The 24,947-nt window shown below is 73.1% G+C and carries 22 protein-coding genes; 15 read left to right on the top strand and 7 right to left on the bottom strand.

Features of this window, described 5'->3' with window-relative positions:
• The first annotated feature begins 19 nt into the window (after positions 1-19).
• From pheA to IO40_RS0100455, 5 genes are all read left to right on the top strand, one after another.
• Positions 20-949 carry a prephenate dehydratase gene (gene pheA, locus IO40_RS0100435; RefSeq protein ID WP_016472152.1) on the top strand — a complete coding sequence of 310 codons (930 nt, stop codon included), beginning with the start codon at positions 20-22 and terminating at the stop codon, positions 947-949.
• Positions 950-1,903: 954 nt separating this feature from the next.
• Positions 1,904-3,181 carry a serine--tRNA ligase gene (serS, locus tag IO40_RS0100440; protein ID WP_031174616.1) on the top strand — a complete coding sequence of 426 codons (1,278 nt, stop codon included), beginning with the start codon at positions 1,904-1,906 and terminating at the stop codon, positions 3,179-3,181.
• The gene (locus IO40_RS0100445; protein ID WP_016472150.1) at positions 3,178-4,047 is read left to right on the top strand and encodes an HAD family hydrolase; all 870 of its coding nucleotides are present in this window, start codon (positions 3,178-3,180) and stop codon (positions 4,045-4,047) included. The genes serS and IO40_RS0100445 overlap by 4 nt, the downstream gene beginning before the upstream one ends.
• A gap of 230 nt (positions 4,048-4,277) precedes the next feature.
• Complete coding sequence (locus IO40_RS0100450) at positions 4,278-4,886, top strand: TetR/AcrR family transcriptional regulator (RefSeq protein ID WP_016472149.1); 609 nt, start codon at positions 4,278-4,280, stop codon at positions 4,884-4,886.
• Positions 4,887-5,015: 129 nt separating this feature from the next.
• On the top strand, positions 5,016-5,897 hold the full coding sequence (locus IO40_RS0100455; RefSeq protein WP_016472148.1) for an alpha/beta fold hydrolase: 882 nt from the start codon (positions 5,016-5,018) through the stop codon (positions 5,895-5,897).
• Positions 5,898-6,035: 138 nt separating this feature from the next.
• Here the strand turns inward: IO40_RS0100455 and IO40_RS0100460 are convergent, their stop codons facing one another.
• Entirely contained in the window at positions 6,036-7,172 is a 1,137-nt protein-coding gene (locus IO40_RS0100460; RefSeq protein ID WP_031174617.1) for an FAD-dependent oxidoreductase, read from the bottom strand.
• A 107-nt stretch (positions 7,173-7,279) separates the two neighbouring features.
• Between IO40_RS0100460 and IO40_RS0100465 the strand changes: the two genes are divergently transcribed.
• A complete protein-coding gene (locus IO40_RS0100465) occupies positions 7,280-8,086 on the top strand; it encodes a TetR/AcrR family transcriptional regulator (RefSeq protein WP_031028001.1) in 807 nt (268 codons plus the stop codon).
• On the opposite strand, the gene IO40_RS0100470 is transcribed toward IO40_RS0100465, so the two are convergent.
• Positions 8,083-9,090, bottom strand: coding sequence for an Lrp/AsnC family transcriptional regulator (locus IO40_RS0100470; RefSeq protein ID WP_031174619.1), 1,008 nt, complete (start codon positions 9,088-9,090; stop codon positions 8,083-8,085). The two genes, IO40_RS0100465 and IO40_RS0100470, sit on opposite strands and share 4 nt — an antisense overlap.
• Positions 9,091-9,186: 96 nt before the next feature.
• Between IO40_RS0100470 and IO40_RS0100475 the strand changes: the two genes are divergently transcribed.
• On the top strand, positions 9,187-10,764 hold the full coding sequence (locus IO40_RS0100475; RefSeq protein WP_030408996.1) for an MFS transporter: 1,578 nt from the start codon (positions 9,187-9,189) through the stop codon (positions 10,762-10,764).
• A gap of 3 nt (positions 10,765-10,767) precedes the next feature.
• Here IO40_RS0100475 and IO40_RS0100480 read toward each other — a convergent pair whose 3' ends face one another.
• Positions 10,768-11,964 (bottom strand): helix-turn-helix transcriptional regulator, encoded by a 1,197-nt coding sequence (locus IO40_RS0100480; RefSeq protein WP_234335546.1) that lies wholly within the window; start codon positions 11,962-11,964, stop codon positions 10,768-10,770.
• An 84-nt stretch (positions 11,965-12,048) separates the two neighbouring features.
• Between IO40_RS0100480 and IO40_RS0100485 the strand changes: the two genes are divergently transcribed.
• The 6 genes from IO40_RS0100485 to IO40_RS0100505 all read left to right on the top strand — a co-directional run bounded on the left by IO40_RS0100485 (position 12,049) and on the right by IO40_RS0100505 (position 17,862).
• Positions 12,049-12,666 carry a TIGR03086 family metal-binding protein gene (locus IO40_RS0100485; protein WP_016472142.1) on the top strand — a complete coding sequence of 206 codons (618 nt, stop codon included), beginning with the start codon at positions 12,049-12,051 and terminating at the stop codon, positions 12,664-12,666.
• Positions 12,667-12,938: 272 nt separating this feature from the next.
• Positions 12,939-13,286: an FAD-binding oxidoreductase gene (locus IO40_RS38400; protein ID WP_234336513.1), complete on the top strand. Its 348-nt coding sequence runs from the start codon at positions 12,939-12,941 to the stop codon at positions 13,284-13,286.
• A 4-nt stretch (positions 13,287-13,290) separates the two neighbouring features.
• On the top strand, positions 13,291-14,394 hold the full coding sequence (locus IO40_RS32920; protein WP_234336512.1) for an FAD-binding oxidoreductase: 1,104 nt from the start codon (positions 13,291-13,293) through the stop codon (positions 14,392-14,394).
• Between the two features lie 245 nt (positions 14,395-14,639).
• On the top strand, positions 14,640-15,449 hold the full coding sequence (locus IO40_RS0100495) for a hypothetical protein (RefSeq protein ID WP_030408994.1): 810 nt from the start codon (positions 14,640-14,642) through the stop codon (positions 15,447-15,449).
• A 256-nt stretch (positions 15,450-15,705) separates the two neighbouring features.
• Positions 15,706-16,416 (top strand): FadR/GntR family transcriptional regulator, encoded by a 711-nt coding sequence (locus tag IO40_RS0100500; RefSeq protein WP_031174621.1) that lies wholly within the window; start codon positions 15,706-15,708, stop codon positions 16,414-16,416.
• Positions 16,417-16,506: 90 nt separating this feature from the next.
• The gene (locus tag IO40_RS0100505; protein ID WP_016472137.1) at positions 16,507-17,862 is read left to right on the top strand and encodes a CynX/NimT family MFS transporter; all 1,356 of its coding nucleotides are present in this window, start codon (positions 16,507-16,509) and stop codon (positions 17,860-17,862) included.
• Between the two features lie 117 nt (positions 17,863-17,979).
• On the opposite strand, the gene IO40_RS0100510 is transcribed toward IO40_RS0100505, so the two are convergent.
• The 4 genes from IO40_RS0100510 to IO40_RS0100525 are packed head-to-tail and all read right to left on the bottom strand — an operon-like array spanning position 17,980 to position 21,598.
• Positions 17,980-18,702, bottom strand: coding sequence for an ABC transporter permease (locus IO40_RS0100510; protein WP_016472136.1), 723 nt, complete (start codon positions 18,700-18,702; stop codon positions 17,980-17,982).
• 22 nt (positions 18,703-18,724) lie between these two features.
• Entirely contained in the window at positions 18,725-19,675 is a 951-nt protein-coding gene (locus tag IO40_RS0100515) for an ABC transporter ATP-binding protein (protein WP_031174622.1), read from the bottom strand.
• On the bottom strand, positions 19,672-20,652 hold the full coding sequence (locus IO40_RS0100520; RefSeq protein WP_016472134.1) for an ABC transporter permease subunit: 981 nt from the start codon (positions 20,650-20,652) through the stop codon (positions 19,672-19,674). The genes IO40_RS0100515 and IO40_RS0100520 overlap by 4 nt, the downstream gene beginning before the upstream one ends.
• Entirely contained in the window at positions 20,642-21,598 is a 957-nt protein-coding gene (locus IO40_RS0100525; RefSeq protein WP_016472133.1) for an ABC transporter ATP-binding protein, read from the bottom strand. Before IO40_RS0100525 ends, IO40_RS0100520 begins: the two co-directional genes overlap by 11 nt.
• A gap of 485 nt (positions 21,599-22,083) precedes the next feature.
• Between IO40_RS0100525 and IO40_RS0100530 the strand changes: the two genes are divergently transcribed.
• Complete coding sequence (locus IO40_RS0100530; protein ID WP_031174624.1) at positions 22,084-22,938, top strand: M24 family metallopeptidase; 855 nt, start codon at positions 22,084-22,086, stop codon at positions 22,936-22,938.
• A complete protein-coding gene (locus IO40_RS0100535; protein WP_234336511.1) occupies positions 22,935-24,896 on the top strand; it encodes an SDR family oxidoreductase in 1,962 nt (653 codons plus the stop codon). The genes IO40_RS0100530 and IO40_RS0100535 overlap by 4 nt, the downstream gene beginning before the upstream one ends.
• Positions 24,897-24,947 lie beyond the last annotated feature (51 nt).

Raw genomic sequence — 24,947 nt, forward strand, 5'->3', positions numbered from 1 at the left:
GCGGGACTACCGTTGCGGCATGTCATCTGCGAGCCGCTACACCTATCTCGGTCCCGAAGGCACCTTCACCGAAGCCGCCCTGCACACCCTCCCCGAGGCCGCCACCCGCCAGCTCACCCCGATGGTGTCGGTCCCGGCGGCGCTGGACGCCGTACGGAACGGAGAGGCGCAGGCGGCGTTCGTGCCGATCGAGAACTCGGTGGAGGGCGGTGTGACCGCCACCCTGGACGAGCTGGCGGGCGGCAGCCGGCTGATGATCTACCGGGAGGTGCTGCTGCCGATCGCCTTCGCGCTGCTGGTGCGGCCCGGCACCACGCTGGAGGAGATCAAGACGGTGACCGGGCACCCGGTGGCGCAGCCGCAGGTGCGCAACTGGCTGGCCGAGCATCTGCCGGAGGCGGTGTGGGAGTCGGCGGCCTCCAACGCGGACGGTGCCCGGCTGGTGCAGGAGGGCCGGTACGACGCCGCGTTCGCGGGGGAGTTCGCGGCGGTCACCTACGGGCTCGAACCGCTGGTGACCAACATCCACGACGCGGAGAACGCGACGACGCGGTTCGTGCTGCTGGGCGAGCCGGCCCGTCCGGCGGCGCCCACGGGGGCCGACAAGACGTCGGTCGTCTTCTGGCTGCGCGGGGACCAGCCCGGTGCGCTGCTGGAGGTGCTGCACGAGTACGCCTCCCGCGGGGTGAACCTGATGCGGATCGAGTCCCGGCCCACGGGCAAGGGCATCGGCCAGTACTGCTTCTCGGCGGACTGCGAGGGCCATGTGCAGGACCGCCGGGTGGGGGACGTGCTGATGGGGCTGAAGCGCTCCTGCCGCGCGGTGCGCTTCCTGGGCTCGTACCCGCGGGCCGACGAGCAGCCGCCGACGGTGCGCTCGGGGATGGCGGACAGTGACTTCGTGGCGGCGGCGGACTGGCTGACACGGTGCCTGGACGGGCGGGACTGAGCCGGACGGAGAGCCGGTGAGCGGGCCTGCGGGCCTGCGGGCCCGGGCTGGGGCTGAGTCGCACCGGGGGGCCGGACGGGCTGGAGCTGGGGCTGATTCGGGCCCCGGGGGCCGGGCGGGCGGGGACTGGGGCTGGAGCTGCGTCGGGTCCGGGGCCGGACGGGCGGGGACTGGGGCTGGAGCTGCGTCGGGTCCGGGGCCGGACGGGCCGGGGCCGCCCCGGAGCAGGGCGCGGAGGGCCGGGTCTGCCGGGGACCAGGGGTCCAGGAAGGCCGTGCCCGGGCCGGACCAGGCCCCCGGGAACGCCGTGTCCGCGGCGTGCCGGGGAGGGCGGACGGGTCGGGTCCGGGCCGGAGCGGGACGGGGATCACCGCTGTGCACAGCCGGGACGAAGTTATCCACAGGCGCGGATGGCGACCTGTGCACAAGTCGACAGGCGAACCGGGCTCTGTCGACAAAACGGCATGATGCTCACATCGCCGTCCACAGCCCACACACCGCCTCCCGTCACCACAATTCCTCTGATCAATCCTTTGGGGTGAGCTGATCCCCCTCGAATGAGTGGGTATTCCGGGTTTGCGCGGGGAATTTCCGGGTGGCCGAACAGGTGCCGGAACGCATTGCCACCATTTCCACAGCCCTTCTTCTTTCCCTGTGGAAAAGTCAGTGCACGGTCGGCCACGCTGTGGATAAACCACGGGAGGAGGGGCGCCAACTCGCCCCGGAGCACCCACAGTCCGCCAGCTCGGCAAGTGCCGCACCACGGCGTACGGGACCCGCGGTGGACCCGGATCACCGAAGAGGACCGGGGTACGGCGGGCCCACCACCGTACCCCCCGGACAATTCCCGGAATGCACCCCCACCCTCGGAGAGCAAAACTCTCAATTCGGACAAATTACATGCAAAGGGATTTCGCTTGGAGGCGCGTCGGAGCCCACCGGTACCCTGGCGGGGTGATTGACCTTCGCCTGCTCCGTGAGGACCCCGACCGTGCGCGCGCCTCGCAGCGCGCCCGTGGAGAGGACGTCGACCTGGTCGACGCGGTGCTCTCCGCCGACGAGCGGCGCAGGTCCTCCAGCGTCCGCTTCGACGAACTCCGCGCCGAGCAGAAGCAGCTCGGCAAGCGCATCCCCAAGGCCGAGGGCGAGGAGAAGGCGGAGCTGCTGCGCCGCACCGGCGAGCTGGCGAGCGCCGTCAAGGCCGCCGACGCCGAGAAGGACGAGGCGGCGGCCGAGACGCAGCAGCTGCTGCGCCGGCTGAGCAACCTCGTCCACCCCGACGTACCGGTCGGCGGCGAGGAGGACTTCACCGTCCTGGAGACCATCGGCACCCCGCGCGACTTCGCCGCCGAGGGCTTCGAGCCGAAGGACCACCTGGAGCTGGGCCAGCGGCTGGGCGCCATCGACGTCGAGCGCGGCGCCAAGGTGTCCGGCTCGCGCTTCTACTTCCTCACCGGCGTCGGCGCCCTGCTGGAGCTGGCCCTGGTGAACGCGGCCGTCGCACAGGCCACCGAGGCGGGCTTCACCCCGATGCTCACCCCGGCCCTGGTCAAGCCGCAGGCCATGGACGGCACCGGCTTCCTCGGCCAGGCCGCGCAGGACGTGTACCACCTGGAGAAGGACGACATGTACCTCGTCGGCACCTCCGAGGTGCCGCTGGCGGGGTACCACATGGACGAGATCATCGAGGCGGACCGGCTGCCGCTGCGCTACGCCGCCTTCTCGCCCTGCTTCCGCCGCGAGGCCGGCTCGTACGGCAAGGACACCCGCGGGATCTTCCGCGTCCACCAGTTCGACAAGGTGGAGATGTTCTCCTACGTCGACCCGGAGGACTCCCAGGCCGAGCACCGCCGGCTGCTGGAGTGGGAGAAGCAGTGGCTGTCCTCGCTGGAGCTGCCGTTCCAGGTGATCGACGTGGCCAGCGGTGACCTGGGCTCCTCGGCCGCCCGCAAGTACGACTGCGAGGCGTGGATCCCCACCCAGGGCAAGTACCGCGAGCTGACCTCCACCTCGGACTGCACCGAGTTCCAGGCGCGCCGGCTCTCCATCCGGATGCGGGAGGGCAAGCAGGTCAAGCCGCTGGCGACGCTGAACGGCACCCTGTGCGCCGTGCCGCGCACCATCGTGGCGCTGCTGGAGAACCACCAGCAGGCGGACGGTTCGGTGTGGGTACCGCCGGTGCTCCGGCCCTACCTGGGCGGACGCGAGGCGCTGGAGCCGGTCGCCAAGTGAGCGCAGCCGACACCGCCCCGGACGGCCCCGCGTTCCCCTACCGGCTGGTCGCCACCGACCTCGACGGCACACTGCTGCGCTCGGACGACACCGTCTCGGCGCGCACCCGTGCCGCGCTCGACGCCGTCGCCGGGCGGGGCGCGGCGCACATCGTGGTGACCGGCCGGGCGGTGCCGTGGACGAAGCAGATCCTGGCCGACCTCGGCTACCGGGGGCTGGCGGTGTGCGCACAGGGCTCCCAGGTCTACGACGCGGGCAGCGGACGGCTGCTGACCTCCGTCACGCTGGACCGGCGGGTGGCCCAGGAGGCCCTCGAGCGGCTGGAGAAGGAGGTCGGCACGGTGGCGCTGGCCGCCTCCCGGGACGGGGTGGACGGCGAGGTGCTGGCCGGCCCCGGCTACCGGGTGCACGACGGCCCCCTGCCGTACGTCCCCTTCCACGACCGTGCGGAGATCTGGCGGGAGCCGCTCAACAAGCTCTACGTCCAGCACCCGCGGCTCGGCGACGACGAGCTGGCCGAGGCCGCGCGGGCGGCGGTCGGCCACCTGGTGGGCGTGGTGATGGCCGGCGAGGGCATCGTGGAACTGCTGCCGCTGGGCCTCACCAAGGCCAAGGGGCTGGCCCTGGCCGCCCGCCGGCTGAAGGTCCGCGCGGCCGAGACCGTCGCGTTCGGCGACATGCCCAACGACATACCGATGTTCGCCTGGGCGGGGCACAGCGTGGCCATGGCCAACGCCCACGAGGAGCTGCTGGCCGTCGCCGACGAGGTGACCGCCGCCAACGACGAGGACGGCATCGCCCTCGTGCTGGAGCGACTGCTCGACGGGCGGGACGCCCCCGCCGCCGGGGCCCCCGTCTCCTCGTAGCCACCTCCCCGGCGGGCGGTTTTCCGGCCCGCCGGGCGGGCGCCGCCGGTCCGGGGTGCGCTTCCACCGGTCCGTACCGTCCGGCCGGCGCGTGGCCTTTCCGGTCGTCCGTGCGGCACCGGCCCCTGTGTGAACCGCCGCCTTCCCCTGTGTGAACCACCGCCATCCGGGCCGTCCGGCGGCACAGACAGATATTTGACTGGTCGGTCTCGAAAGAATAGAGTCCCGGCATGGCGCGAACGAAGGAATTCGATCCGGAGGCCGCCCTGGACGCGGCGATGCGGCTGTTCTGGCGCAAGGGCTACGAAGCGACCTCCACCAGCGATCTGACGGAGGAGCTGGGCATCGCCCGGGCCAGCCTGTACGGGACGTTCGGCTCCAAGCACGCCCTCTATCTGGCCGCCCTCGACCGATTCCTCGCCGGCGCCACAGGACCGACCCCGGCCGACATCCTGACCTCCCGCACCTCCGCGCTGGAGTCGGTCCGCGACCTGCTGGAGACCAGCCTGGTGCCCGAGCAGGGGGACACGCCGCCCGGTTGCTTCGCGGTCAACGCCACCGTGGAGCACGGCGACACCGACCCCGAGATCGCGCGGCGCACCACGGGCAACGTCAGCCGCCTGGAGACGGCGCTCTACGGGGCCCTCCTCCGGGCGCGCGCCGAGGGCGAACTAGCGGCCGGCGTGGACCCGAAGGCGGCGGCGACGATGCTGACCGGGCTCAACCACGGCCTGAAGGTGCTCGCGAGGGCGGGCGAGGGCCAGAGCGACCGCATCCGTACGGCGATCGATTCGGCGATGTCGCTGCTCGCCGCACCGCCGCGCGCCGACGCCGGCTGACCGTCCCGTCTGTGGCACCCCGGGCCGGGTGCCACAGGCATGCCCTGATTCGAGACCGGCCAGTCTCGAAAAGCCCTCCCGGACCACTCGCCGCGCCACAGCACACGCACAAGGAAGAAGGAACAGGACATGATCTCCGACCACCGCGGACAGCCCCTCGGCACCGGCCGCGCCGCCGTCAACGGGACGAGCCTGCACTACCGGACGGGCGGCTTCGGCCCGGCGCTGGTGCTGCTGCACGGCGTACCCAAGACCAGCTACCACTGGCGGCACCTGATCCCGAAGCTCACCGACCGGTACACGGTCGTCGCGCCGGATCTGCGCGGCCTGGGCGACTCGGCCCGCCCGGCGGACGGCTACGACTCCGCGACGATGAGCGACGACATCGCCGCACTGATGGCCCACCTCGGACACGAGACCTACGCCGTGGTGGGCGAGGACTGGGGAGCGGTCGTCGGCTACCAGCTCGCCGCCCGTCACCGGGACCACGTGCGGGCGCTCGTCTTCGCCGAGGCGCTGCTCCCCGGGTTCGGCTTCGAGGACCACACGGCACTCACCCGCGAGAACGTCTCCAGCGGCATGCACCTGTGGCACCTGGGCTTCTACTTCCAGCCGGACGTCCCCGAAATGCTGATCGCCGGGCACGAGCGGGAGCTGATCAGCTACATGATCAAGAACGAGCGGAGCCACCCGGACACGGCCACCCCCGACGCCATCGAGGAGTACGTGCGCTGCTACTCCATGCCCGGGGGCATCCGGGCGATGCTGGCGGTCTACCGCGCGATGCTGGTGGACGCCGAACAGAACCGCGAAGCGGCACGGAAGAAGCTGGACATACCAGTGCTGGCGCTCGGCGGCTCGGCCTTCATCGGCGAGCGGAACGAGGAGATGGCACGGCACGTGGCCCACGACGTGACCGGACAGGTCTTCACGGCGGGGCACGACCTCGCCGAGGAGGTCCCGGACGAGATGGCCGCCGCGGTGCTGCCGTTCCTGGCCGGGCACCTGTGACGGGAGGGGCGTGACCTGACCGCGGTCCCGGGACGCGCATCCCCCGCCGCGCCCCGGGACCGCCGTCCGGCCGGGAGCCGTCCGGGCGGGAGCCGTCCGGGCGGCCATGTGGCCGCTGCTCGACCGGCCGGACGAGTTCTAGTGGCCGGACGGGTCCTGGTCGTGCGCCTCGAACATGGCGATCAGGTCGTGCGGGGTGTTGTCGCCGTAGAGGAGTTCATGGAGTGCATACCCGTCCCTGGCGGCTGCGGCACTGCGGGGGAACATGTCCTGCTCGTAGCCGGTGAGTGCGGCCTCGATGTCGCCGGGGTGCGCGGCGATGGCCTTGGCCAGCTCGGCGCCGTCGTACATGGCCAGGTTGGCGCCTTCGCCGTTGGGGATCGAGAGATGGGCCGCATCGCCGATCAGGGTCACTCCGGCAGTGCGGTCCCACAGGTGGTCCACGGGTAGGGCGTTGAGGACGCGCAGGACCGGTGCCGTGTCGCCGTCGGTGATGAGGGCGGTGAGCTCGGGCGCCCAGCCGGCGAACTCCTGGGCGACACGGGCCGTGGCTGTGGCGGGATCGGTGAAATCGATGGCGCGGAACCAGTCCAGCGGCTTGGCGAGTCCCACATAGGCGTGGAGCGTCCCGCCGCTCTCCCGGTGCGCGTGGATTCCCTTTTCCGGCGCGAGCGCGTACATCGCCCCGCCGCCGACCGCCTTCGCGCTGGCCGGGTGCCGGGTGTCGCCGTCGTACAGCCACGTCTCGACGAACGAGGTGCCGGTGTACTCGGGCCGGGCTTCGGACAGCAGCGGCCTGACGCGCGACCACGCGCCGTCCGCGCCCACCAGCAGGCTCGTCGTCGTGGTGGTGCCGTCGGCGAAGGTCACCTCGTGACGCCCCTCACCGAGGGGGCGCGCTTCCCTGACCGCGCGCCCCCACCGGACGGTGCCGGCCGGCAGTGAGTCGAGCAGGATGCGCCGCAGTTCACCGCGTTGCACCTCGGGGCGCCCCCGCTCGCTGTCGTCGGCGTGCAGCAGGGCGCCGTCGGGGCCGAGGACCCGTATCGCCTCCCGGCCCTCCAGGATGATCCCGCGGAACGCGTCCATCAGGCCCGCCGCCCGGAGCGCCGCCTGGCCGTTCTCCTCGTGGATGTCGAGCATGCCGCCTTGTGTGCGTGCGGCCGGCAAGGACTCCGCCTCGTAGACGGTGGCCGGGATTCCGTGGACGTGCAGGACGCGGGCGAGTGTCAGGCCGCCGAGGCCGGCGCCGACGATCGTGACGTGCGGGTTCATGAGGCTCCTTCGGAGAGGTCGACGCAGCCGGAAGCGGTCGCGAACAGTGTGGAATGCCATTCCACAGCCAGTCTGGAATCCGATTCCAGCCATGTCAAAATGGTGGAGTGACATCACGGACGGACAAGAAGGCGCAGCGGCGGGCGGATCCGCTCACGCGGGAGCGGATCGCCGAGGCCGCGGTCGAACTGCTCGACACGGCGGGCGAGCGCGGGCTGACGTTCCCGGCGTTGAGCGAGCGCCTGTCGACCGGCCCCGGAGCGATCTACTGGCACGTGTCGGACAAGAACGACCTGCTCGGCGCGGCCACCGAGGCCGTCATCGGCACGGCTCTGCCCGCCCGGCCCGCCCCGTCACCGTCGTCGCAGCCGCAGCCGCAGCCGCAGCCGCAGCCGCAGCGGGAGCAGGTGCACGCCGTCGCACTGGCCCTGTACGACGCGATCGAGGCGCACCCGTGGCTGCCCGCGCAGCTCGCCGCCCAGCTCTCCCGCAACCCCTGGGGGCCGGTGACGGCTCGGATCTTCGAAGGCATCAGCCGCCAGGTCATCGCACTGAACGTGCCCGCCCACAGCTGGTTCACAGCGACGTCCGCGCTGATGCACTACATCCTCGGCGCCGCCGCGCAGAACGCCGCGAACACGGCGAGCGCCCGCGATCTCGGCCCCGACGTGAGCCGTGCCTCGTTCTTCGAGTCCGTCGCACAGGCGTGGCAGGAACTCGACCCGCACACCTACCCGTCCGCCCGGGCCGTGGCGGGACAGCTGGGCGATCACGACGACCGCGAACAGTTCCTCGCCGGGATCGACCTCATCCTCGCCGGCTTCGCCGCGACCTACCCTGCCGCCACCGAGCGGACACCTTCCGCCACCGAGCGGACGGCTCCCCGGCCACCACACCGGCCGGACAGCCCCTAGCCGCGCACCGGTCCGGGCGGCAGGGGGCCGGGGCCCTTGAGGGTGCGGACCAGTGGGTACGACTCGACGTGCTGGACGTCGGGCAGTTCGGCGACAGGGCCGGTCAGATACGCGTACAGCGCCTCGCTGTCCTTGACCACCACCGTCAGGAAGAGGTTCGCGGGGCCGGTGGTGGCGCAGGCGAACGCCACCTGCGGATGGGCGGCCAGTGCCTGGCCGGTGGCGTGCAGCTTCGCGGGCGGCACGGACAGCAGCACCGCGGCCCGCAGGCCGTTGTCGAACACGTGTGTGGCGTACTCGACGTCGAAGTACAGCACTCCGCTCGCCCGCAGCTCCGCCACGCGCCGCCGCACCGTGGAGGCCGACCAGCCCGTCGCGGCCACCAGTTCCGGGACGGGGGTGCGGCCGTCCTGTGCCAGCACGGCCAGCAGCCGCTCGTCCTCGGCCGTCAGCCGGACGGGTTCCGCAGGCGGGCGGGGCGCGGGCGGGGAGAGCGCCGCCACCTGCTCGGGGGAGAGCATCCCCGACTTGAGGATGAGCCCCTCCGCCCCGCCGAAGAACTGGTGGAGCCGGCAGTAGGCGGTCACCGCCAGCACGCGCGGGGTGCGCGGCAGCTCCCGCAGCAGCAGCGCCTCGCCGCCGTCCCGGGACCGCCCGCTCCCGGAGCGGGCGACCACACTGACCTCGGTGCCGCCCGCCATCAGCCCCACCCACGAGGTGTCCGCCCGGCGCGCGAGGGCCTCCGCGAGCGGGACGGCGGCGTCGGGCGTCGTCGAGACGCGGACGAGCCAGACCGTCTCGCCCAGCACATCGGGTTCCGTCAGACCGAGGACCCGCATGCTGCCGGTGGCGCGCAGCTTCGCCCAGCGCCGGGCGACCGTCTGGTCGGAGACGCCCAGCACCTCGGCGATCCGGGAGAACGCGGCACGCCCGTCGAGCTGGAGGGCGTGGCCGAGCCGGCGGTCGAGGTCGTCCAGCCGCGGGGGCGCGGCGGATCTGCGCATGTCGGTTCGCACCGCCAAGACGGTAGCCGATGTCGGATTCCGCCGTACGAACCGTCATGGCTCGGCCGAATGCCCGCGCTCGCGGAGTCTGGCGGCATGAAGCACAACAACGGGAACGGCGCCCGGGGCACCTCGTGGTGGCCCCTGGTCGCCCTGTCGCTCGGCGGTTTCATGCTGCTGATCGACGTGACGATCGTGAACACCGCACTGCCCAGAATGGCGACCGCGCTGGACGCCTCCTTCTCCTCCCTCCAGTGGGTGGTGGACGTCTACGCCGTCGCCCTGGCGGCCCTCCTGCTGGCCGCCGGTTCGCTGGCCGACCTGCACGGCCGGCGCCGGGTCTTCACCAGCGGGCTCGCACTGTTCGCGGTGGCCTCGCTGGCCTGCGGGCTCGCCCCGGACGCCGGCTGGCTGATCGCGGCCCGCGCCGTGCAGGGCATCGGCGCCGCGGCCGTCTTCGCCGCGAACGCTCCCCTGATCACCGCCGTCTACCACGGCCGCGCTCGGGGGGTGGCGTTCGGCGTGTGGGGCGCGGTCAACGGCGCCGCCGCCGGGTGCGGACTCGCACTGGGCGGGCTGCTGACCGAGTACGTCAACTGGCGGGCGATCTTCTTCGTGAACGTGCCGCTGACAGCGGTCGCCCTGTGGATCACCTACCGGACGGTCCCCGAGTCCCGGCCCCCGCGACGGGAAGGGGCGCGCGTGGACTGGGCGGGCGCCGCGCTGTTCACCCTGAGCGCCGGCGCGGGAACGTACGGCCTGGTGCGCGGCGGGGACGCCGGCTGGAGCGATGCGCTCACCGTCCTCGCCCTGGTGACAGCCGCGCTCGCCGCCGCCGCGTTCGTCCTGGTGGAGCACACCCTGGCCACCGCACGGCAACGGAACCCCCACACCGGCACGGCACCCCTGCTCGACCTCGCACTGCTGCGCAACCGCTCGTTCGCCGTCCTGATGGCCGCCGCGCTGCTCACCCAGGCCGCCGCCTTCACCCACTTCGTCTACAGCGCGCTGTGGGCCCAGTCCGTCCTGGGCATGAGCCCGCTGGGTGCCGGACTGGCGATGCTGCCCATGTCGGGCGTCTCCTTCCTGGTCGCCGGCGTCTTCGGCGGACGGCTCCAGCGGCTGCGGCCCCAGTACCCGCTCGGCATCGGCATCCTGGTGATCGGTGCCGGCGTACTGGCCCAGACCCTGGTGGCGCCCGGCTCGGACTGGACGGCGCTGCTGCCCGGCTGCGTCCTGATCGGCGTGGGGGTCGGCATGTCCCTCACCGTGCTCGTCTCCGCCGCCCTCAGCTCCGTACCGCCCGAACGCGCCGGACTGGCCAGCGGCGCCGTCAACACCTTCCGGCAGCTGGGCTACGCCCTCGGGGTCGCCGTGCTCGGCACCCTGTTCGCCACCCGCGTGCGCGAGGCCCTGACCTCGCACGGCATACCGCGTGAGGCCGCCGAGGCGGCGGGCGGCGGACGCGCCCGCGAGGCCGGTGTGCCGATGCCCCTGGTGCGCGAGGCGTTCGCCGCCGGGCTCGACCGCATCTACGTCGTCTGCGGCGCGGCGGCGCTGCTCGCCGGGGTCGCGGTACTGCTCTTCGTCCGGGCGCGGTCCGCGACACAGCACCACCCTCCGCAGGGCTCGGGCACGCCCGCACCGGAACCGGCCCACGCCTCCGCGGCCTGAGCCTCACGTCCCTCCCGGGGCGCCGGGCGCCCCGGGAGGAAGGACCGGCGCCGATGTGTCGCCGTCCGGCCCGTCGGACGGCGACGCACCGTACAGGTCCAGCACCTCGCGGGCGCGGCGGACGAGTTCGGCGCGGGCACAGGGCGGGTCGACGACCTCCACCCAGGGGCCGAACTGGAGGAGCTGGCCGACAGCGGGCAGCACCGGGTAGTCGAGGCGGACGGTGACCCACTCGTCCGCCGCCTCGGCTTCCCCTGTCCGCTCTCCTGCTTCCGCCGCCCCGGCTTCCCCGGTTTTCCCGGCTTCCTCGGCTTCCTCGGCTTCCTCGGCTTCCCCGGTTTTCCCCCTCCCCTCCGCCGCCTCTTCCGTACCGTCCGGTCCCGCCTGCGGTCCCGACTGCGGTCCCGACTGGGGTGTCTCGGCGAGCATCGGGCCGACGATGCGGGTGAACATGCCGTACCGGGAGCGGTGCACCCGTGCTGTCACCCGTATCCGAGCGGGCCGCTCCTCGACCCGGCGCCGCAGCACGCCCCACACCTCGGCCAGCTCGACCCCGGGCCGGCGGCGGACCGCCTCGTCGACGACGGAAGCGGTCACGACACGGTCCACGCGGAAGAGCGCCGGGGAGCGCCGCCGGTCGGCCACCAGATACCAGACGCCGGCCTTGCTGACGAGGCCGTACGGATCGACCGTGTAGGTGCGGGCGGGGCCCTCGCCGCCGTGCCGGTAGCGCAGCCGCAGCCGGCGGTCGGTGAAGACCGCGGTGTGCAGTTCGTCCAGCCGTACGTCGGCGCGCGGGCCGCTGAGCCACGGGTCGGGGTCCACCAGGATGCGGCGGCTGGTCAGTTCGGCGGCGGGGCGGTGCGGTGCGGGCAGCGCGGCCATCACCTTGCGCAACGCGGTGCCCAGCGCACCGTCGAGGCCGAGCGCCTGGTGCGCGCCCTGGGTGGCCAGCACGAACAGGGCGCGTGCCTCGTCGGAGGTCAGCCCCGTCACATCGGTGCGGTACCCGGGCAGCAGGCGGATTCCGCCGCTGCGGCCCCGCTCCGCGTACACGGGCACGCCGGCGGCCGACAGCGCCTCCACGTCCCGGTAGATGGTGCGTCTGGACACCTCCAGCTCCGCCGCGAGCCGGTCGGCCGTGATACGGCCACGGGTCTGGAGCAGCAACAGGACGGACAGCAGCCGGTCGGATTTCACGAACATCAAGAGTGGCCCGGATAGATGACGGGCGATGTCACATTTCGGCGGCAGACTCCTCACCAGTCGAACGAGGAGCGGACTGTGAACAGCACACACGACATCCCCGACCCGCGTCCGGTGTACGCCCGTGCCGCGGGGCAACTGGCACGGACCGTCGCCGCCGTCGGCCCGGGGCACCTGTCCGCCGCGACACCGTGCGCCGAGTACGACGTACGCGCCCTGCTGGGGCACGTGGTGGGCGGCACGCGGCGGATCGCGGCGGTCGCCGAGGGCGGCAGCGCGGAGGGCCCCGACGTCCCCGCGTGGACGTCGGAGGTACCGGCGGAAGAGTGGCCCCGCCTGTACGACGAGGCCAGCGCCCGCCTGACCGCCGCCTGGGCCGACGACACGCTGCTGGACGCCCCGGTCACCGTTCCGTGGGGGCGCGTACCCGGGCGCATCGCCCTGGCGGGCTCCGTGATGGAGACAGTCACCCACACCTGGGACCTGGCCCGCGCACTGGGGCGGGACCAGGAGCTGGACGAGGAACTGGCCGCCTTCGCGCTGACCGTCGCACAGCGGGCGCTCCCGGCCGAGGGCCGCGAGCACGTCCCCTTCGGCGCGGTGCGCAGCGCCCCGCAGGACGCCGGCGCCCAGGCCCGGCTGGTGGCGTGGCTGGGCCGGGACCCGGAATGGAGCGCTCCGACGGCGGACAGGTGAGCGGCCCGGGGCGGCCGGTACCGGCCGCCCCGGGGACGGCGCGCCCTGGAGCACGGGCGGGCGCCGAAGCACGGACGGGCGCCGGATGACACGTAGGCACCGGGCGGCACGTACGCACCCGGCGTCACGTACACGCCCAGCGGCACGTGCACGCCGAGCGGCGCATGCACGCCGGACGGCACGTACGCGCCCAGCGGCACGTACAGCACGGTCCGGCGCCACCGGTGCGGCACGGCGGCGGCTGCCGGGACAGCGGGAAGGCACGAGAAGCGATGAGGACGGACATGGGGTTCGCGGGAGCGGAGGCACTGCGGGAAGCGGTGCGCGGCAGCGTGCTCGTACCGGGCGATCCGGAGTACGACCAGGAGTGCGCCGGTTTCCAGGCGGGCGACCGGCACCGCCCTGACGTGCTGGTGGTGGCGGACGGGCCCGACGACGTACGGGCGGCAGTCGACGCCGCGCGACGGCACCGGCTGCCCGTCGCCGTCCAGGCGACCGGCCACGGGCTGGGCGAGGCGGCGCGCGGGGGCGTGCTCGTCTCCACCCGCCGGATGGCGGGCATCCGCATCGACGCGGAAGCGCGCACCGCCTGGGTGGAGGCGGGCGTACGCGGCCGGTGACCTGGTGGCGGAGGCGGCACGCCACGGGCTGGCCCCCGTCAACGGCTCGGCACCGGGCGTCGGCGTCGTCTCCTACACGCTGGGCGGCGGAGTCGGACTGCTCGGCAGGCGGTTCGGCTACGCGGCCGACCGGGTGCGGCGGATCGACCTCGTCACCGGGGACGGCCGGCCGCGCCGGGTGACCGCGGACAGCGACCCGGAGCTGTTCTGGGGGCTGCGGGGCGGCGGGGGCGGCCTGGGCGTCGTCACCGGCATGGAGATCGGCCTCGTCCCGGTGGCCGGGATCTACGGCGGACAGCTCGTCTTCGACGGCGCGCGGCACGCCGACGAGGTCCTGTCGGCCTGGCAGCGGTGGACGGCCACCGTGCCCGAGACGATGTCCTCCGCCGTGTCGCTGCTGCCGGTACCGGACATCCCCGCCGTCCCCGCACACCGGCGGGGCCGCTACCTGGCCCAGGTGCATCTCGCGTTCACCGGCAGCCGCGAGGAAGGCGAACGGCTGGTCGAACCGCTGCGCACGATCGGCGCCCCGCTGGCGGACGATTTGCGGGAGATGCCGTACGCGGAGTGTGCCTCGATCTTCAGCGAGCCCGACACCCCGCACGCGTACCGCAGCACCAACCTCCTGCTGGGGCCGGACGGTCTGGCGGAGGACGCGCTGCGGTCGGTGCGGGCTGCGACCGGTCCGGAAGCGGAGGCCATGTGCGTGCTGAGCATGCGTCACATGGGTGGTGCCTTCGCCCGCCCGCCCCGGGTGCCGAACGCCGTACCGCACCGGGACGCCGGGTATCTGCTGTACGTGCTCTCGCCGTTCACCGCACCGGGTGAGGGCTTGGACGCGGAGGCGGTGCGCGCACTGCACGAGAGGGCGCTGGCTCCCGCGGCGGGGTGTGCGGTGGGGCGGAACGCCAACTTCCTGTACGGGCCGCAGAGTCCGGGCACTCTGCGGGAGGTCTACGGGGACGGCCGGGCCGCGGGGGAGTGCAGCCGCCTGGCACGGCTGCGCGCCCTCAAACAGCAGTACGACCCCGAAGGGCTGTTCCGGTTCAGTCTGTTGGGTGCGGGGGGCGAGACGGGCGCGCCGAACGATGCTCCGGTAATCGCGTAACCGTACGAGTCGCATCTCGTTGCACAGGCTGCGCGGAGGCGACTGGAGCAGACGGCGACGAGAGTGCGTGAAGTGGTGGTGGCCGGCCGAGGCACAGCCCGCAACGGGCCCCTCGCCGGTAGTGCGGTACGCGGGAAGACATGAGCTGACCTCCGCTCCTGGTTCCTGGATACGGACACCTGACAGCCCCCAGGCGATCGGGGCCGACCAGACATGTCCGCAACCAGGACCCAGGAGGGTCTGCCATGGAACACACCTATCCCGAAACCGTGCTGCTGGAGTCGCGCAGCGCCCGCGGCGGGCTGGTGCACCGGGTCGAAGTCCTCGACAAAGTGAAGGCGTTGGCGTTTTCCACAGGCCGTGCACAGGCCACCACCCGGGATGTGGCCAACTACTTCGAAGTGCCCCTGAAAACTGTGGAAAAGTTGGCCGAGCGCCACCGCGAAGAGCTCGAAAGCAACGGCATGACCGTACTGCGGGGCTCTGACCTGCCAGAATTTGAGACCGACAAGATGTCGGTCGCCGATTTCCACAGGCCGAGTTATCCACAACTCCGGCGCAGTCTCACCGTCTTCGACCGCCGCGCCGTCCTCAACGTGGCCATGCTGCTGCGGGACAGCACCGTCGCACGGCGGGTCCGCGCCTACCTTCTCGACGCCGAGGGGAGCAGCCGTGCGGCCGTGTCCCCCGCGGGGGTCGAGGAAGTGCGGCGCTCCACGTACGAGTTGCGGCAGACGGTGCGCACCCTGGCGGCCGGGTACGGCTCCCTCGACCGCCGCGTCGGCACCCTGGAGGCGGCCGGCGCCGAACTGGGCGCCGTACTCCAGGAGCTGGGCCCGCTGATCGGCCGGCTGTCCACGCGGGTGGAGCGGATGGACCACCGGCTGGCGGAGACCGAGCGGCACACGGAGCGCACGGAGGAGCTGGTGTGCGCCATGAGCCAGCGGCTGGCCGGCATGGGTGAGGAGATGCGCGGGATGCGCCGGGAGCTGCGCGAGGTGATGCGGGCCGTGCAGGCCGGGCCCACCCCGCCGCAACCCCACGACGCCTCCTGATCCGCACGGGCCGCCCGGATGTGCGCCTCGGCCCTCCCCGCGGGGAGGGCCGAGGCGCCCCTTGGAGGCCGGGATCCCGGGGGCCGGTCCGCGGGCGCCCCGGGACGGTGTGAGGGGTTTCTCCCTCTCCCGGCCGTCGGACCGGCCGCAGGCAGTTGTAGGATGACTGGGCAACCGGGTGAATCGGGTGCCCGACCACCGGAAAGCCCGGTTGCCCACAAGCGCAGGATTCCGGGAACCGACAGGAGTCGAGGGCATGGCACTGCGGGCCGCCGGACGGCAGTCACTCGTCGACACCGTCGTCGCCCAGCTACGGGCCCAGCTCACCGCCGGTGAATGGCCGGTGGGCGAGCGCATCCCCACCGAGCACGCCCTCGCCGAACAGCTCCAGGTCGGCCGGAACACCGTGCGCGAAGCCGTCCGCGTCCTGGTGCACGCCGGGATGCTGCGGTCCCGGCAGGGCGAGGGCACTTTCGTCGTTGCCACCGCCGACCCGGGCGAGATCGTCCGCGGCGTGCAGCGCGCCGACGTACGGGACGTGCTGGAGCTGCGGATCGCGCTGGAGGCGGAAGGCGCCCGGCTCGCGGCCCTGCGGCACAGCCCCGCCGACCTGGAGCGCATGCGGGCCGCGCTCGCCGCCCAGGCCGCCTTCCGGGACGGCACGGGCGAGCCGGCCGACGGCCAGTACGAGTTGTACGCGGAACACGACATCGAGTTCCACATCGCGGTCGTGGACGCGGCGCACAACGCCGCGCTGAGCGCGACCTACGCCTGGTTCAGCAGCTCGGTGCGGGACGCGCTGGTCGCCTCGCTGCACGACCGGCACATGCCCCGCATCCACGCCAGGGACCACCACGACCTGGTGGACGCCATCGAGAGCGGCGACCCGGAGGCCGCGGAACGAGCGGCCAGGGCGCTGCTCGCCAAGCCGAAACAGGCCGTGGACGCGCTCCTCGGCACCGAGTGAGCACCCGTCCAGGCCGTGCGTGAACGGCCGCCGCCCGGCTGCGGGCGGCGCCGTACCGCGCAGCACCGTTCGTCAGAAAGGCACCACCCCATGTCCCCGTCCCCCAGGGAAGGACTCACATCCCCCGCGGAAGGACTCACGGCCGAACAGCTCCTCGAAGCCGAACTGATCGACGCCGAGGAGGACCTGTCCCCCACCCCGCCCGTCGCCGCGGCCCGCCGCCGCCTGCGGGCGCATCCGCTGCTGCTGCTCGTCGGCATCGTGCTGGCCTCGCTCAACATGCGGGCCGCCCTCGCGGGCGTCTCGCCCGTCCTGAGCGAGATCAGCGACGACTTCGGGATGACCGCGACCGTCAGCAGCCTGGTCACCACCATTCCGCTGATCTTCATGGGTGTGGTCTCGCCGCTGGCGCCCAAGCTCGCGCGCCGCTGGGGCACCGAGACGGTCCTGTTCGGGGCGCTCGTCCTGCTGGCGGGCGGCATAGTGCTGCGCGTGGCGCCGCCCGTCGTCGCGCTGTTCGCCGGGTGCGCGGTGGTCGGTGCGGGCATCGCGCTGCTGAACGTGCTGATGCCCGGCCTCATCAAGCGGGACTTCCCCGAGAAGGCCGCCGGGATGACGGCGCTCTACTCGACGGCGATGATCATGGGTGCGACCGTCTCGGCCGCCGCCGCCGTGCCGCTGGAGCACGCACTGGGCGGCTGGCGCGGCTCGCTGGTCTCCTGGGCGCTGCTGGCCGCCGTCGCGGCCTGCGCCTGGCTGCCGCAGGCAGTGCTCGCCCGGCGCGGCACCCGGCACGGACAGGCCGCCACCGTTCCCGCGCAGCCGGCCCCCTCGGCGGCCGGCGCGGGCTCCGGGGCCGGTCCGAAGCTGGCCCGCTCGGCACTGGCCTGGCAGGTGACGCTGTTCATGGGCTCGCAGTCGCTGATCGCCTATGTGACGATCGCCTGGCTGCCGACGATCTTCACCGACCACGGGATGAGCAAGGCGAGCGCCGGACTCGTCTTCGCGTTCAGCACGCTGGTGCAGATGGGCGGCTCGTTCGTGGTGCCGACGCTGGCCGGACGGATGCGCCGGCAGCGGCTGCTGTGCGCCGTGGTGGCGCTGTTCATGGCCGTCGGTGTGGCCGGGCTGCTCGTCGCCCCGGTCGGCGGCGCCTGGGTGTGGGCCACCCTGCTGGGGCTCGGCCAGGGCGGTGCGCTCGGTATCGCGCTGACCTTGATGGTGCTGCGCTCCGGTGACCCGCACACGGCGGCCCGCCTGTCGGGCATGGCCCAGACGTGGGGCTACCTGCTGGCCGCCGCGGGACCGCTGCTGCTGGGTGCGGTGCACCAGGCGACCGGGGGCTGGACGGTGCCGATCGTGCTGCTGCTGTGCGTGTGCGCGGCCCTGGTGCTGCTCGGGCTCGGCGCGGGCAGGGACCGCAGGATCGGCGCCGCGGCCGGCTGAGGCGACGTCCGGTACGCACGGGCCCGGACATGACGGCGGGTGGGGGCGCAAGCTGCGCCCCCACCCGCCGTCGTCCGTCTCCGCACGCCCCCGGTGGGCCGTGCCGTCCCGGCGCGGTTACTCCTCGGCCGCGAGCGTCAGCGAACGGAGCTTCTGCCCGGCCAGCACCGTGCCGCCCACCGTGACGACGACGATCAGCACCAGCGCCACCGGCAGCCCCACCGAGGAGTCGACGTCCGCGCCGGAACCGGCGACCTTCTCGGCCAGTGCCAGCGCCCACTGCTGCACGCTGAGGGTCTTGGCGCCCTCCACGAGGCTGCCGATCAGCGCCTCCCAGATCAGCGCGTACACCAGGCCGAGCACCACGGCGTGCCGGCTGACGGTCCCCAGCAGCAGGAACAGCGCGCTGTAGGCGACGGAGGCGACCACGGCGGCCAGCGCGTAGGCGACCGCCAGCTGCTGGCTGTTGCCGTTCAGCACGAAACCGGCGATCAGCACCGGGACGGCGGAGAAGACAGCCGTCACCCCGGTGGCGACGATCAGTTTGGTGACGATCACGGTGGACCGGCGTACCGGCTTGGACAGCAGATAGACGACCGAACCGTCGTCGATCTCCGGGCCGATGGCGCCGGTGCCCGCGATCACGCCGATCAGCGGCACCAGGGTGGCCAGTGCGAAACCGCCCAGCAGCTGGCTGGTGACCGCGTCGTCGGCGCCGTTCATCGCGCGGACGGCGGCGGCGACCACCAGCAGCAGCGCCGGCAGGACGCACAGGATGAGGGCGCGGCGGCGGCCCAGCAGCGCGCGGTAGGTGAGCCGCGCGACCGTCGGGTTGAACATCAGGTCAGCTCCTTTCCGCCGCTCAGGCCGCGACGAGGTACGAGAAGACGCTCTCCAGGGACTCGTCGGAGGGCGAGACGGTGTAGAGCCGGATGCCGTGCTCCTTGGCGACGCGCGGCAGCAGTGCGGTGAAGCGCACGAAATCGACGGCCTGGATGCGCAGCGCGCCTTCCGACCGGTCCAGTTCGATGCCCGCCGTGGAGGGGTCGGTGATGAGGGCGGCTGCCAGCCGCCGGTCGTCGCTGGAGCGCACCAGATAGCGGTGCGGCCGGTCGGTCATCAGCCGCCGGATCTTGCGGAAGTCGCCGCTGGCCGCGTGCCGCCCGGCCACGATCACCTCGATGTGCGAGGCGAGCTGTTCGACCTCCTCCAGGATGTGCGAGGAGAACAGCACGGTGCGGCCCTCGTCGCCCATCCTGCGCAGCAGTTCCATCAGCTGCATGCGCTGGCGCGGGTCCATCCCGTTGAACGGTTCGTCCAGCAGCAGCACCGAGGGGTGGTGCACCAGTGCGGACGCCATCTTCACCCGCTGGCGCATGCCCTTGGAGTAGGTGGCGATCCTGCGGTCCTGCGCGTGCTCCATCTCGACGGTGGCCAGCGCCTCGGCCGCCGCGGCCCGCGGGTCCGGCAGGCCGTGCAGTTCGGCGTTGGCCAGGACGAACTCATAGCCGGTCAGGTAGTCGTACATACCCTCCCGCTCGGGCACCAGGCCGATGTGCCGGTAGGACTCCTCGTTGCGCCAGATCGGCGCCGCCACCGGCTGCCCGCCGCCCGGTCCCGCGGAGGGCTCCAGGGTGACGCTCCCGTTGGAGGGCGCCAGGAAACCGCCCATCATGTGGATGAGGGTGGACTTGCCGGCGCCGTTGGGGCCCAGCAGGCCGGTGACACCGGGGCCGATGTCCATGGTGATGTCGTTGACCGCGACGACGTTCCCGAACCAGCGGGAGACCCGGTCGATGTGGATAACAGTCACAGTCCGGCCTTTCGGTAGCGGCGCAGCAGCAGGGTCGTGAAGCACGCCAGCAGCGCCACGAGGACGACGAGGTAGACGGCGCCCTGGGCGGCGTCGAGCGTCTGCGCCGCCGGGAACCCGGAGGGGCCGCCGAGGAACTTGCTCTGGACACCGTCCAGCAGGGTGCCGGGGGAGCCGACACCGAGCCAGCCGATGGCGGTGTTCTTGTCGGTGGTGGCGGCGATCCCCTGGAGCGCCGACACCAGGAAGTACGGCACGGTGATGGCGACGATGATCGCGGCGACGCCGAAGCCGCGGCGGGGGGTGAGAGCGGCGATCCAGGCGGCGATGGCGGCGTGCAGCAGGGCGAACAGCGCGCAGAAGACGAGCCCCTGTGCGAACTTCTCCGTCTGGTGGGCGACACCCAGCTTCGCCAGCAGCGCCCCCACGTACATGATCAACAGTGGCACAGCGGTGAAGACGAACAGCGCCGCGGTCAGGGCCGCGTATTTGGCCGCCACGTAGTCGCCGCGCGTCAGCGGCCGGGAGAAGTACAGCGGTGTGGTGCGGAACCGCAGGTCCAGGGAGAACGCCTGCGGTGCGGCGGCGGCCAGGTAGATACCGATGATCGGCTGCATCAGCAGCACGTACTCGGAGTAGGTGACCTGCAGGTCCTTGCTCTTGGCGAACACCGCGATGGCGACGACCAGCGCCGCCGGGACGCACATCGTCGCGAACAGCAGCATCGGCAGCACCTTGGACTTGGCCGAACGGCCCAGCCCGTACGCGCCGCGCAGCGCCTGGGTGAACAGCGCGCGACGGGCGTAACCGCGGCCCAGCCGGGGCCCCTCGTAACCGCGGTAGCCGATGTTGTGGATGACGTCCTGGCCGCGGCCGGCGGCGCCCGCGGACCCGGACTGCTCCCACTGCCCGGGCGCGGCCTGACCGGGTACGGCGTGCGGGCTGGTGGTGTGCGCGGGAGTGCGGTCAGGCGACATCGCCGGCGCTCCTTTCCGTGAAGACCTCGGAGATCTGGTGCCTGCGCTGCTCCATCCGCACCAGGCCCAGGCCGAGCCCGGCGGCGGCGTCGCGCACGGTGTCGTAGACCGACTCGTCGGCGGCGTCGAGCGTCACCAGATGCCCGGCACCGGGTGCGCGTCCGCCGTCGGGGCCCGGCTCGTGCAGCGCCACACCCGCCTGCCGGAGCGCCTCGCGCAGCGCGGCGGCGCCGTCCGGGTGCGTGTCCGTGTCGGTGACCTCGACTGCCAGGACGGCGGTGCGCTGGGTGAAGTCGGCCGTCGAGGAGGAGCGCAGCAGCTTGCCCCCGTCGATGACGACGATGTGGTCGCTGGTGCGCTCCAACTCGCCCAGCAGGTGCGAGGTGACCAGGACGGAGATCCCGAAGTCGCTGTGCACGCGCCGGATCAGGCCGAGCATCTCGTCGCGGCCGACCGGGTCGAGCCCGTTGGTGGGCTCGTCCAGCAGCACCAGACGCGGATCGTGCACCAGCGCCTGCGCCAGTTTGACCCGCTGCTTCATGCCGGTCGAGTAGCCGCCCATGGGCCGGTACCGCTCCTCGTACAGCCCGACATGGCGCAGCGTGTCCGCCGTCCGCTCGCGGGCCGCGGTGGCCGGCAGCCCGGACATGCGCGCCATGTGGACGACGAACTCGGTGGCGGACACGTCCGGCGGGAGACAGTCGTGCTCGGGCATGTACCCCACACGTTCCCGGATCGCGCCGCCCTGGGTGGCCACGTCCATGCCGAGGACGGTGGCGGAGCCCTCGGTCGCGGGTGACAGCCCGAGCAGAATCTTGATCAGGGTGGACTTGCCGGCCCCGTTGGCGCCGACCAGCCCGGTGACACCCGGCTCGATGCCGACGGTCAGCCGGTCCAGTGCGGTCACCCTGGGGAACCGCTTGCTGAGGCTTTCGATCGCGATCACAGTCACCCTTCGACGCTATGGGCGTCTCGCCGCGTCCGCGTCAGACACGGCGCCGGTTTCCGGGGCGGGGACGTACCTCTCAAGTGCTCCGAGCCGTCCCTCTCAGGGTGGAGAAACCCGTAGGGGAGGCCGCCGGGCGGGGGTGTGACCGGGCCGTACCGGGGAAGGGGCGCGGGCGGTCAGGAGGCGGGGCGCAAGCCTGCCGGGCGCGGGTCGGCGGGCCGGCCGGGGCGGTCCGCGGGAGTTATCCACAGGCGGGGAGGGGGCCTTGACCGGGCCACGGGCCGATGTCACATTCGTCGGTGTCAACGTGCTCACGCTGCGGCACGCCCCGCTCACGGAAGGCTCCCACGACCGCGCGCTCCGCGCAGCTCCTCGCGCGCCCGACGCTCCACCCGCCCCGGTTCTCCGGGTGTCCCGGTCGCTCCGGGCACCCCCGGCACTCCTCACCCCGCGCGTCCACGCGCCCGGACGGAAGGTTGGCGATGCTCCCGACGAAGACCGGCCGCACCACCGCCGAGCTGCCCGCGTTCCGCAGGGCACAGCAACGGGCCTACGCCTGCGCCGAGTCGGTCGCCGCCCGCCTGCGCCCGGGAACCACCGAGCGCGAGGCCGCGCGGATGCAGCTGGAGTGGCTGCGCGAGCACGGCGGCGTCAACCGTTCCCGGCCTCCCCTCGCCTGGTTCGGGGACCGCACCGTCCTCCCCGCCCCGGCCGGCCTGGGCCGGACTGCCGGGCTGAGCCGGACGGCGGGACTGGCGGGGTGCGCCCCGCCCCGCCGGCTGCTGCCCACCGACCGGAAACTGGCAGCGAGCATGCCCTTCGTCCTCGACATGGCGCCGGTACTCGCCGGCCGCACCACGGTCGTCGGCTACTCCGGCTGCCTGGGCCCCGACCCGGTGCACGAAAGGCTGATGACGGACCTGCGCGCCCACCGGGAGCTGCTCCTGCGGCGGGTGCGGGAACGAAGGACCCTGCGCGAGCTGCACGAGGAAGTGGAACGGCTGAGCGCGGTCCAGGGCTACGGCACCCCTCCGCACACCCGGCCCCTCGGCGCCCTCCTCCACCCGGTGGCAGCTTCCCCGTATGAACGGGAGAGCGGCCCCGCGCACCGCCTTCCGCCACGGTGGTCCGGACGGTACGGGTGCCGCGCCCCCGACCGGCCGCCCCGGCCCGGCCTGTGGGTGGCCGAACCCCACCTGTGGTTCCGGGGCACCGGCGCCAAGTTCGCGGAGCTGCTGGTCGTCACCGACTCGCGGGATCCGGAACAGAGCGCGTTCTGGCTGGACGACGATCTGCCGCATGTGCGGCGCTGGCAGGAGGAGGCACAGGCGGTATGAACACATCCCCCACGGGCCGTCCGGACGGCCCCGAGCCCGGCCGGCCGGACGGCCGCGGGCCCGATCAGCGGGCCGGCCACGGACCCGAGCGACGGGCCGGCCACGAACAGGGCCGGCGGAACACCCCCGAGCCCGGGCGGCGGACCGGCGGCGGAGCCGAGGGCACCACGCAGCCGGACGGCACCGCGCAGCCGGGCAACGGTCTGCCCGCGGACACACGCGTACGCCAGGTCGCCACCGGAGGGATCGAACTGTGCGTCGCCGAGCTGGGCGACCCCCGGCATCCGACGGTGGTGCTCCTGCACGGCTACCCGGACAACAAGGAGGTCTGGGCCCAGGTCGCGGATCTCCTCAAGGACCGCTTCCACGTGGTGCTCTACGACGTGCGCGGCTGCGGCCACTCGACCGCGCCCAAGCCGCTGCGCGGCGGCTTCACACTGGAGAAGCTGACCGACGACTTCCTCGCCGTCGCCGACGCGGTCAGCCCGGACGAACCGGTGCACCTGGTCGGCCACGACTGGGGCTCCGTGCAGGGCTGGGAGTTCGCGACGGTCGCCCGCACCGAGGGGCGGATCGCCTCCTTCACCTCCGTCTCCGGCCCCTCCCTGGACCACTTCGGCCACTGGATCGCACGGCGGCTGTCCCGCCCCACCCCGCGCCGCGTGGCGCAACTCCTCGGCCAGGGCGCCAAATCGTGGTACGTGTACGCGCTGCACACCCCCGTGCTGCCCGAGCTGGCCTGGCGGGGCCCGCTGGGCAAACGCTGGCCCCGCATCCTGGAGCGCACCGAGAAGGTGCCCGCCACCGGGCGCCCCACCACCCTGGCCCGGGACGCGGCACACGGCGCCTGGCTCTACCGCGACAACATCCGCGCAAGGCTGCGCCGCCCCCGCACCGACTGCTACGCCCACGTGCCCGTCCAGCTCATCACGCCCACCGAGGACGCCTTCCTCAGCACGTACCTCTACGACGACCTGGAGCAGTGGGCACCCCGGCTCACCCGCCGCACTCTGCGCGCCAAGCACTGGGTGCCCCGCACCCGGCCCGAGCAGCTCGCCTCCTGGATCGCCGGTTTCGTGGACGGCCACCAGCCGGGCCTGCCCGCCGTCGAGCCGGCGGCCACCGGTCCCTACGCGGACCGGTTCGCCGACCGGCTGGTGCTGGTCACCGGGGCGGGCAGCGGCATCGGCCGGGCCACGGCGTTCTCCTTCGCCGAGGCGGGCGCCCGCGTGATCGCGGTGGACCGCGACGGGGACGGCGCGCACCGCACCGCACAGCTCGCCCGCCTGGCGGGAGCGCCCGAGGCATGGGCGGAGACCGTGGACGTCGCCGACGAACAGGCGATGGAGAAGCTGGCGGAGAAGGTGGCCGCCGAGTACGGCACGGTCGATGTGCTGGTCAACAACGCGGGCGTCGGGATGGCGGGGCCCTTCCTGGACACCACGACGCAGGACTGGAAGCACACACTGGACGTCAACCTGTGGGGCGTCATCCACGGCTGCCGCCTCTTCGGCCGGCAGATGGCCGAACGCGGCCAGGGCGGCCACATCGTCAACACCGCCGCGGCGTCCGCCTACCAGCCCTCCCGGACCCTGCCCGCGTACAGCACCTCCAAAGCCGCCGTCCTGATGCTCACCGAGTGCCTGCGTGCGGAACTGGCCGACCAGGACATCGGGGTGACAGCCGTCTGCCCCGGCTTCGTCAACACCGGACTCACCCGCACCGCGCGGTTCGCGGGAGCGGACGAGCGGGCGCGGCAGCGGCTCAGGAGCCGCGCCGCACGGCTGTACGGCATACGCAACTATCCTCCGGAGAAGGTCGCCGAGGCCGTGCTGCGCGCCGTCGTCCGCAACCAGGCGGTGGTCACGGTCACCCCCGAGGCCCGCGCAGCCCGGCTGCTGTCCCGCCTCGCGCCGCGCGTCCTGCGCGGCATGGCCCGCATCCAGCCACCGGTATGACCCACGCCGTGGGGCCCGTCCCGCACCGGGCCGCACGGGGCGGGCCGCCGG

It is taken from the genome of Streptomyces albus subsp. albus (assembly GCF_000725885.1).
GTDB lineage: Bacteria > Actinomycetota > Actinomycetes > Streptomycetales > Streptomycetaceae > Streptomyces > Streptomyces albus.